This window comes from Lentzea sp. NPDC051208 (assembly GCF_040682435.1).
Classification (GTDB): Bacteria; Actinomycetota; Actinomycetes; order Mycobacteriales; family Pseudonocardiaceae; genus Lentzea; species Lentzea kristufekii.
This window is the reverse complement of record NZ_JBFBAW010000001.1, coordinates 80,692-90,478: the sequence shown is the minus strand read 5'-3', so window position 1 is coordinate 90,478 and position 9,787 is coordinate 80,692. Positions and strand designations below refer to the sequence as shown.

General features: G+C 72.8%; 2 protein-coding genes. Both read left to right on the top strand.

Features of this window, described 5'->3' with window-relative positions; all coding sequences use genetic code 11:
• Window positions 1–19: 19 nt before the first annotated feature.
• Complete coding sequence (locus AB0M48_RS00195) at window positions 20–5,329, top strand: type I polyketide synthase (protein ID WP_363834610.1); 5,310 nt, start codon at window positions 20–22, stop codon at window positions 5,327–5,329.
• On the top strand, window positions 5,329–9,780 hold the full coding sequence (locus tag AB0M48_RS00190) for a type I polyketide synthase (RefSeq protein ID WP_363834607.1): 4,452 nt from the start codon (window positions 5,329–5,331) through the stop codon (window positions 9,778–9,780). Before AB0M48_RS00195 ends, AB0M48_RS00190 begins: the two co-directional genes overlap by 1 nt.
• The last annotated feature ends 7 nt before the right edge of the window (window positions 9,781–9,787 follow it).

Below are 9,787 nucleotides of genomic sequence, written 5' to 3'. Positions count from 1 at the left end.
TTCCTTTTGAGGTAGTGAGATGGCGGATCAAGAAAAGCTGGTCGGCCTGCTGAAGAAGCTCACCGCGGACCTTCAGCAGACCAGGACGCGCCTGCGCCAGGCGGAGTCCCGCGACAGGGAACCGATCGCGATCATCGGGATGGCCTGCCGCTATCCCGGTGACGTCGAGAGCCCCGAGGACCTCTGGCGACTGGTCGAGGAGGAGCGGGAGGGGATCTCCGCGTTCCCGACCAACCGCGGGTGGGACCTGGACGGGTTGTTCGACGCCGATCCGGAAGCCTCCGGCAGCAGCTACGCGACCACCGGTGGCTTCGTGCACACGGCGGACCAGTTCGACGCGGACTTCTTCGGCATCTCCCCGCGCGAGGCACTGGCGATGGACCCGCAGCAGCGCCTGCTGTTGCAGGTCACGTGGGAGACCATCGAGCGGGCGGGCATCGCCCCGGGCTCCCTGGCCGGTACCAAGACCGGTGTGTACGTCGGCGTCTCGTCGCAGGAGTACGGGCCGCGGCTGCACGAACAGGCCCTGAACGTGGAGGGGTACCTCCTCACCGGCACCACGTGCTCCGTGCACTCCGGCCGGATCGCCTACAGCCTCGGGCTCGAAGGCCCCGCCGTCTCGGTGGACACCGCCTGCTCGTCGTCGCTCGTGGCGATGCACCTCGCCGTGCAGGCACTGCGCAGCGGTGAGAGCGACCTCGCTCTGGCGGGCGGTGCGAACATCATGGGCGGGCCCGGCGTCTTCGTCGAGTTCTCGCGTCAGCGCGGCCTCTCGCCCGACGGGCGGTGCAAGTCGTTCGCCGAGTCCGCCGACGGCACCGGCTGGTCCGAGGGCGTCGGCATGGTGATGCTCGAGAGGCTCTCCGACGCCCGGCGCAACGGCCGCAAGGTGCTCGCGGTCATCAGGGGTTCGGCGATCAACCAGGACGGTGCGTCGAACGGGCTCACCGCACCCAGCGGGCCGGCCCAGAAAAGCGTTATCGCGCAGGCACTCGCCGATGCCCGGCTGTCGACCAGGGACGTCGACGTGGTCGAGGCGCACGGCACCGGCACCCGGCTCGGCGACCCGATCGAGGCGCAGGCCGTCCTCGCGACCTACGGGCAGGACCGCCCCGGCGACCGGCCGGTGTGGCTGGGTTCGCTGAAGTCCAACATCGGCCACACGCAGTGCGCGGCGGGTGTCGGCAGCGTCATCAAGATGGTGATGGCGTTGCAGCACGACACGTTGCCCAAGACCCTGCACGTCGACACTCCGACGCCGTTCGTGGACTGGCAGTCGGGTTCCGTCGAGTTGCTGACGCGAGCTCAGGCGTGGCCCCGGCGGGACCAGCCACGCCGTGCCGCCGTGTCGTCCTTCGGCATCTCGGGGACCAACGCCCACCTGATCCTCGAAGAGGTGCCCGCCGAAGCGGACGCCGAGGACCGGCCCGACGGCCGCAGGCACACGCCCGTTCCCGTTGTGTTGTCCGGGACGAACCGCGAGGCGCTCTCGGCGCAGGCGCGGCGACTGAGGTCCTTTGTGGAGGGTAACCACGCCGCGAACCCGCTCGACATCGCTTATTCGCTCGCCACCGGCCGCACCGCGCTCGCCGACCGCGGTGTCGTGCTCGCCACCGGCCGGGACAGCCTCCTCGACGGCCTGGCCGTCCTCGCCGACGGCGGCAGGAGCGACCAGGTCCTGCACGGCAGCGCCAGCGGCGGCAAGACCGCCTTCCTGTTCACCGGCGGAGGGGCGCAGTACCTGGGCATGGGCCGCAGCCTGTGCGCCGCCCACCCCGCGTTCGCCGCCATCTTCGACACCGTGACGGCGGAGTTCGACGCCCACCTCCCACGGCCTTTGCGCGAGGTCATGTTCGCGGAGGACTCCGCTCTGCTCGACCGGATCGACTACATGCTGCCCGCGCTGTTCGCCATCGAGGTCTCGGTGGCACGGCTGCTGGAGTCCCTCGGCGTCGTCCCCGACTACGTGGCAGGGCACTCGATCGGCGAGTTCGCCGCGGCGCACATCGCCGGCGTCTGGTCGCTGGCCGACGCCGCGCGCATCGTCGCGATCCGCGGCCGGTTGATGAACTCCTTGCCGCCGGGCGGCGCGATGGTGGCGATCCAGGCCTCGGAGGAGGAGGTCGCGCCCGAGCTGACCGGGCTGGTGGGGTTCGCGGCGCTGAACGGGCCGACGTCGGTCGTGATCTCCGGTGACGAGGAGACCGCCATGGCCATCGCCCAGCGGTTCAAGGACCGAGGGCGCAAGGCCAAGAAACTCGTCGTCAGCCACGCGTCGCACTCGGCGCTGATGGACGGCATCCTCGACGAGTTCGGCCGGGCGACCGCGGAGCTCACCTACTCCGCGCCGCGCATCCCGATCATCTCCACCCTCACCGGCAAGCAGGTCGGCGCGGGTGAGGTGGGCGATCCGCAGTACTGGGTCCGGCACATCCGCCAGCCGGTCCGGTTCACGGACGCCGTGAGCCTGCTCGAACGGGAAGGCGTCACCCGCTACGTCGAGGTGGGCCCGAACGGCGTGCTGACCGCCGCCGCGATGGAGATCGTGGAACGGCCGGACGCCGCCGCGTTCGTCCCGTCGTTGCGCAAGGACCACGCCGAGGACCTGGACCTGGCCACCATGGTGGCGCGACTGCACATCAGCGGAGCGCGGATCGACTGGACGGCGTTCTTCGGCGACACGGGTGCTCGACGCGTCGACGTGCCCACCTACGCGTTCCAGAACAGCCCGTACTGGCTCGCGAACGACGACGGTCCCGCCGACCTGAGCGCGATCGGGCTCGTCTCGGCGGAGCACCCGGTGCTCGAGGCGTCGATCCTGCCCGCGGACGGGGACGGGGCGCTGTTCGCCGGACGGCTGTCGCTCTCCTCCCACACCTGGCTGGCCGACCACGCCGTCATGGGCACGGTGATCGTGCCGGGGGCGGCGCTGGTCGAACTGGCGATCCGCGCCGGTGACGAGGTCGGGTGCCGCACGGTCGAGGAACTGACCCTGCACGCGCCGGTGCTGCTGAGCTCGGAGGTCCCCCTGGCGCTGCAGGTGGTCGTGGGTGACGCCGACGAGGACGGCCGCCGCCCGATCTCCGTCCACAGCCGGCACCCCGCGGGGCAGTCGTGGACCCGCCACGCGGACGGATGGCTGCGGCCCACCGCCACCGGCGAGGACTGGGTACCGGGGGAGTGGCCGCCCAGCGGCGCGGCTCCCGTCGCCCTCGACGGCTTCTACGACCGCCTGGCCGACTCCGGCTTCGGCTACGGTCCCGTGTTCCAGGGACTGCGGGCGGCGTGGCGGCGGGACGGCGAGGTCTTCGCCGAGATCGCTCTGCCGGACGCCGGTGCCGACGGCTTCACGATCCACCCAGCCCTGCTCGACGCGGCGTTGCACACCCTCTTCCTGGCTCCCGGCGCGAACGAGTCCGCCGCACTCCCGTTCTCCTGGGGCGGTGTCTCGCTGCACGCCACCGGTGCCCGCACGCTGAGGGTCCGGTTGACGGACGCGGACGGGAGCTCCGGAACGCTGTCCGCGGTGGACGACGCCGGGCAACCGGTGATCTCCGTCGAGTCGATCGCCGTGCGGCCCGTCACCGCGGGCCAGCTGCGGAGCGCGGACACGCGGGAGAACCTGTACGCGGTCGAATGGCAGGGCACGCGGGCGCAGAAGACCCTGCCCTGGACGGACTACTCCGAGCTGGCCGCCGACGGTGCCGTCGAGGGGAACGTCGTGTTCTCGGCGCTGTCCGGCGACGACCCGGTCGCCGACACCCACCGGCTCACCGCGACCGTGCTGGGCGTCCTGCGCACCTGGCTCGAGGACGACCGGTTCGCCGCGGCGACCCTGGTCGTGCGGACCAGCGGCGCGACCGATCCCGGCGCACCGTGTCCCGCATCCGCCGCGGTGTGGGGTCTGGTCCGCTCCGCCCAGTCGGAGAACCCCAGCAGGTTCGTCCTCTTCGACGGTCCTGTCGAGACGGTCGGTGCGGCTCTGGGAACCGGTGAGCCCCAGGTCGCCGCACGCGGTGGTGAGCTGGTGGTGCCACGTCTGGTTCCCGCCGCGGCCGCCGACGACCCGGCGACGTGGGACCCGGACGGCACCGTGCTGGTCAGCGGTGGCACCGGGGACCTGGGGGCGCTGGCCGCCCGGCACCTGGTGACCGAGCACGGCGTCCGGCACCTGGTCCTGACCAGCCGCCGCGGGCTCGACGCACCGGGAGCGGCGGAGCTGCGCGACGAACTGACGGCCCTGGGCGCGCACGTCGTCGTGGAGCGCTGCGACGCCGCCGACCGGCAGGACGTCGCCGCCGTGCTCGGACGTGTCCCGGCCGAGCATCCGCTGACCGGCGTGGTCCACGTCGCGGGTGTGCTCGACGACGGCGTGGTCACCACGATCACCCCGGAACGACTCGCGGGCGTGCTCGTCCCCAAGGTCGACGCGGCGTGGCACCTCCACGAACTCACGAAGGCCCTGGGTCTGCGGCACTTCGTCCTGTACTCGTCGGCAGCCGGCGTCCTCGGCTCTCCCGGGCAGGGCAGCTATGCCGCGGCCAACTGCTTCCTGGACTCGCTCGCCGCCTACCGCCGCGCCCGCGGTCTTGCCGCGCGATCGCTCGCCTGGGGACCGTGGCAGCAGGACCGGGGCCTGACGGTCCACCTGGACGACGCACAGGTGAACCGCCTTGGCCGGGACGGCTTCGGCTCGCTGGACCGCGCGGAAGGCATGCGCGCCTTCGACACGGCGCTGGCCGTGGACGACGCGCTGGCCGTCCCGGTGAAGATCGATTTCACCGTGCTGAACCGCCTGGCGCGCACCACCGAGATCCCGGCCGTCCTCCGCGGCCTGGTGCGCACGGCCGGACGGCGGAACGTGACCTCGCGCGAGGCGCGGGAACGCTCCCTCGTCGAACGCCTGGCAGCGCTGCCCGCGGCCGAACGGCAGGACGCGGTGCTGGACGCCGTGCTGGACCAGGTCGCCGACGTGCTGGGGCACAGCTCCGGAGCGCTGATCGACGCGGAGCGCGCGTTCACCGAGCTGGGCTTCGACTCGCTCAGCTCCGTGAACCTGCGCAACAAGCTCAACACGATGTTCGGGCTGCGCCTGGCCGCCACCGTCGTCTTCGACCACCCGTCGCCACGCGCGGTGGCCGTCTTCGTCCTCTCGCTGCTGCCGGGACTCGCCGAGCCGGTCGCCGCGGTGGACGACCCGGTCGCCGACGAGGAGCCGATCGAGGCCGACCTGATCGACGAGATGGACGCCGACGAGCTGGTGAAGCGCGTCATGGCGGCCACCGAAGACGAGTTCGTGTCACTCACCCCCGGTTCGGAGAACTCCTGATGCCCTCCAACGAAGAACTTGTCGCCGCACTGCGGGAGTCGGTCAAGGAGAGCACCAGGCTGGCCGCGCGCAACCGGAAGCTGGTCGACGACGCCCACGCGCCGGTCGCGATCATCGGCATGGCCTGCCGGTATCCCGGCGGCGTCGACTCGCCGGAGGCGCTGTGGGAGCTGGTCGCGGCCGGCACCGACGCGGTGTCGGCGTTCCCGGCCGACCGCGGCTGGAACCTCGGCGAGCTGTTCCACCCCGATCCCGACCACCGCGGCACCTCGTACTCCCGCGAGGGGAGCTTCCTGCACGACGCCGGCGACTTCGACCCCGGTTTCTTCGGGATCTCGCCGCGCGAGGCGCTGGCCATGGACCCCCAGCAACGGCTGATGCTCCAGATCAGCTGGGAGGCCGTGGAGCACGCGCGCATCGACCCGACGACCCTCAAGGGCAGCGCGACCGGTGTGTTCGCGGGGCTCATGTACGGCGACTACGGCGCCGGCGTCGGGGAGCTGCCCGAAGGCGTCGAGGGCTTCCTGGGCAACGGGACCCAGGGCAGCGTCCTGTCCGGTCGGGTGGCCTACACGCTCGGCCTGGAGGGGCCCGCGCTGACGGTCGACACCGCCTGCTCGTCGTCGCTGGTCGCCGTCCACCTCGCCGTTCAGGCGCTGCGCACGGGCGAGTGCTCGATGGCCCTCGCCGGCGGTGTGTGCGTCATGGCCATCGCCGACACCTACGTCGAGTTCTCCCGGCAGCGCGCGCTGTCCCCGGACGGCCGCTGCAAGTCCTTCTCCGCCTCCGCCGACGGCACCGGTTTCGGTGAGGGCGCGGGAGTCCTGCTGCTGGAGAAGCTCGAAGACGCCGAGCGCAACGGTCACCACGTCCTCGCGGTGATCCAGGGCTCCGCGGTCAACCAGGACGGCGCGTCCAACGGTCTCACCGCGCCCAACGGCCCGTCGCAGCAGCGCGTCATCCGTGCCGCGCTCGCCGACGCCCGGTTGCCCGCGGGGGAGGTGGACGTGATCGAGGCGCACGGCACCGGGACCGAGCTCGGCGACCCGATCGAGGCCGACGCCCTGCTCGCCACCTACGGCCAGGACCGCGAGGAGCCGTTCTGGCTCGGCTCGATCAAGTCCAACATCGGGCACACCCAGTCCGCCGCCGGAACCGCCGGGATCATCAAGATGGTCGAGGCGCTGCGCCGGGGCGAGCTGCCGCGCACGCTGCACGTCACCGAGCCCTCACCGGCCATCTCGTGGAGCTCGGGCAACGGGCGCCTGCTCACCGAGCACCGCGACTGGCCCGCTGCCGCCCACCCGCGCACCGCGGCGGTGTCGTCGTTCGGCATCAGCGGCACCAACGCCCACGTCATCCTCCGCGAGGCGCCGCCGCGGACGGCCCCTGAGCGCGCGGCCGAACCGATGGCCCGCGTCCCCTGGGTGCTCTCGGGGACCAGCGCCGAGGCGGTGCGTAGGCAAGCGGAGCGCCTCGTGCGCCGGGTGCCCGGACTGGACCCCGTGGACGTCGCCTTCACCCTCGCCACCGGCCGCGCCGCGCTCGCGCACCGCGCGGTGGTCTTCGGGGAGGAAGGGCTGGCCGCCCTGGCGTCCGGTGCACCGGCACCCGAGGTGGTCACCGGCACGCGGACCACCGGGAAGGTCGCGTTCCTGTGCACCGGTCAGGGGGCGCAGCGGCTCGGCATGGGACGCGAGCTGTCCGCCTACCCGGTGTTCGCGGAGAAGCTCGCCGAGGTGGCGGCACACCTCGACAAGCACACCGGTTTCTCCCTGCTGGACGTCGTGCACGGCACCGTGCCGGAAGCCCTCGACCAGACGGCGGTGACCCAGCCCGCGCTCTTCGCGTTCGAGGTGGCGCTCGCCGAGCTCGTGACGTCGTGGGGCGTGCGGCCCGACTACCTGCTCGGCCACTCCATCGGCGAGCTGACCGCCGCGCACCTCGCGGGCGTGTGGTCGCTGGAGGACGCGGCGAGGCTGGTCGCCGCCCGCGGCAAGCTCATGCAGGCGTTGCCGGCGGGCGGCGCGATGGTCGCGGTCAGGGCCGCGGAGGCCGACATCGAGCTGATCCCCGGCGTCAGCATCGCGGCGGTCAACGGCCCGCAGTCACTTGTGCTGTCGGGTGACGAGGAGGCCGTCACCCGGATGGCCGACCGGTTCGAGCGCTCCAAGCGGCTCGCGGTGAGCCACGCCTTCCACTCGCACCTCATGGACGACATGCTCGCCGGGTTCCGGGAGATCGCCCGTGACGTCGAGTACGCCGCGCCGCGCATCCCGTTGATCTCCAACCTCACCGGCGCGGTCGCCACCGCTGACCAGATCACCGACCCGGAGTACTGGGTGCGGCACGTCCGCGGGACCGTCCGCTTCGCCGAGGGCATGGCCACCCTGCACAGCGCGGGTGTCCGCCGCTTCGTGGAGATCGGCCCGGACGCGGCGCTGTCCGCGCTGGGCGCCGACTGCGTGCCCGACGGGTTGTTCCTGCCCGTGCAGCGCAAGAACCGCGACGAGGTCACCACCGCCGCACAGGCGCAGGCCACCCTGTTCGCCCACGGCGTCAAGCTCGGCTGGCCCGGCATCTTCGCGGGCACCGGTGCCGAGCTGGTCGACCTCCCGACCTACCCGTTCGAGCGGGAACGGTTCTGGCTCGCGCCCGAACCGGTCCAGCGTGCGAACGACTGGCGCCACCGCATCCGGTGGACATCCGTCCCGACCGCGGCAGGCCAGCCGACCGGCTCGTGGACGGTCGTGGCGGATCAGGACGACGCCTGGCCGCGGGCTGCCGCGGAAGCGCTGGGGACCACCGTCGTCAGCCCCGCCGACGCCCGCGAGGGCAACGTCCTCGCCTTCGTCGGCGACGGCAAGGCGGCCGCGGCGCTGCTGCAGGAGAACACCCGGTTGTGGTGTGCCACGCGGGGAGCGGTCGCGGTCGGCGGGCAGGAGCGCGTCACCTCGCCCCAGCAGGCCGAGGTGTGGGGTGTCGGCCGGGTCGCGGTGATCGAGCAACCCCGTTCCTGGGGTGGCTGCGTCGACCTGCCGGAGGTTCCGGACGCCCGCTCCGTCGCGCGGCTGCTGGAGGTCCTGTCCGGCGGCGAGGACGAGGTCGCGATCCGCGCGTCCGGCGTGTACGCCCGGCGCCTCGTCGCCGCCGAGCCCGTCACCGGAACGTGGACCACCAGCGGTACCGCGTTGGTCACCGGCGGCACGGGGGCGCTCGGAGCCGTGGTGGCCAGGCGGCTGGTCGAGGCGGGCACGCAGCACCTCGTCCTGTTGTCACGCCGCGGCGAGGACGCCCCCGGAGCACGGGAGTTCGCCGCGGAACTGGCCGGACTCGGTGCGCGGGTGAGCATCCACGCCTGCGACGCGGCCGACCGCGAGGCCCTGGCCCCGATCGTCGCGGAGCTGGACGACCTGCGGGTCGTCGTGCACACCGCCGGAGTGCTGGACGACGGTCTGATCGCGGGTCTCACGCCGGAGCGGTTCGACGCCGTCGCCAGGCCCAAGGTCGACGCCGCCCACCACCTCGCCGATCTCACCAAGCACCTCGAACTGGACGCGTTCGTCCTGTACTCCTCGGTCGCCGGGGTGCTCGGCAACGGTGGCCAGGCCGCGTACGCCGCGGCCAACGCGCACCTCGACGCCCTGGCCGAACAGCGCCGTTTCGACGGGCTGCCCGCCACGGCGGTGGCGTGGGGGCCGTGGGCCGAGGGCGGCATGGCCGGCACGGTCGACGAAGGCGTGCGCCGGATGGGACTGCGGCCGATGGCGCCGCGCGCCGCCGTCGACGCGCTGTTCGAGTCGCTGGCCGCGGGCGACGTCGCGGTGACCGTGGCGGACTTCGACTGGCCCGCCTACCTGGACACCTCGCGGCACGCGCCGGTCCTCGCGGAGATCCCCCGCCGGCAGGCGGACGGTCCCGCCCCGACGGCGGCGCCGGACCTGCGCGAACGGCTCGCCGGGCTCATCGAGCCCGAGCAGCGCCGGGTGCTGCTCGACCTGGTCCGCGAGGTCGTCGCCAAGGTGCTGGGACATCCGAGCAGCACGACGATCGAACCGGACCGCGCCTTCAGCGAGCTCGGTTTCGACTCGCTGACCGCGGTCGAACTGCGCAACCGCCTGGACGTGGCGGCGTCGTTGTCGGTTCCGTCCACCCTGATCTTCGACCACCCGACACCGCTGGCGCTCGCGAACTACCTGTGGGCGGAGGTGGCGGGCCCCGAGCACGCGGCGGACGCCCTGCTGCGCGACCTCGACAGGGCCCGCGACGTGCTCGGCGGCCTCGACGACGACAGCGAGGCGCGCGCCGCCGTCCTGGAGCGCCTGCACGCGCTCGTCGCGGACTTCGGGGCCGCACCAACGCCTTCCCGCGGAGCTGTGGCGCGGACCGACCTCACCGAGGCGTCCGACGACGAGCTCTTCGCCTTCATCGACCAACAGCTCGGCACCTGAGCCGGCG

Coding starts and splice junctions, on each gene's coding strand:
- AB0M48_RS00190 (WP_363834607.1), top strand. CDS start 5,329: ATGCCCTCCAACGAAGAACTTGTCGCCGCACTGCGGGAGTCGGTCAAG.
- AB0M48_RS00195 (WP_363834610.1), top strand. CDS start 20: ATGGCGGATCAAGAAAAGCTGGTCGGCCTGCTGAAGAAGCTCACCGCG.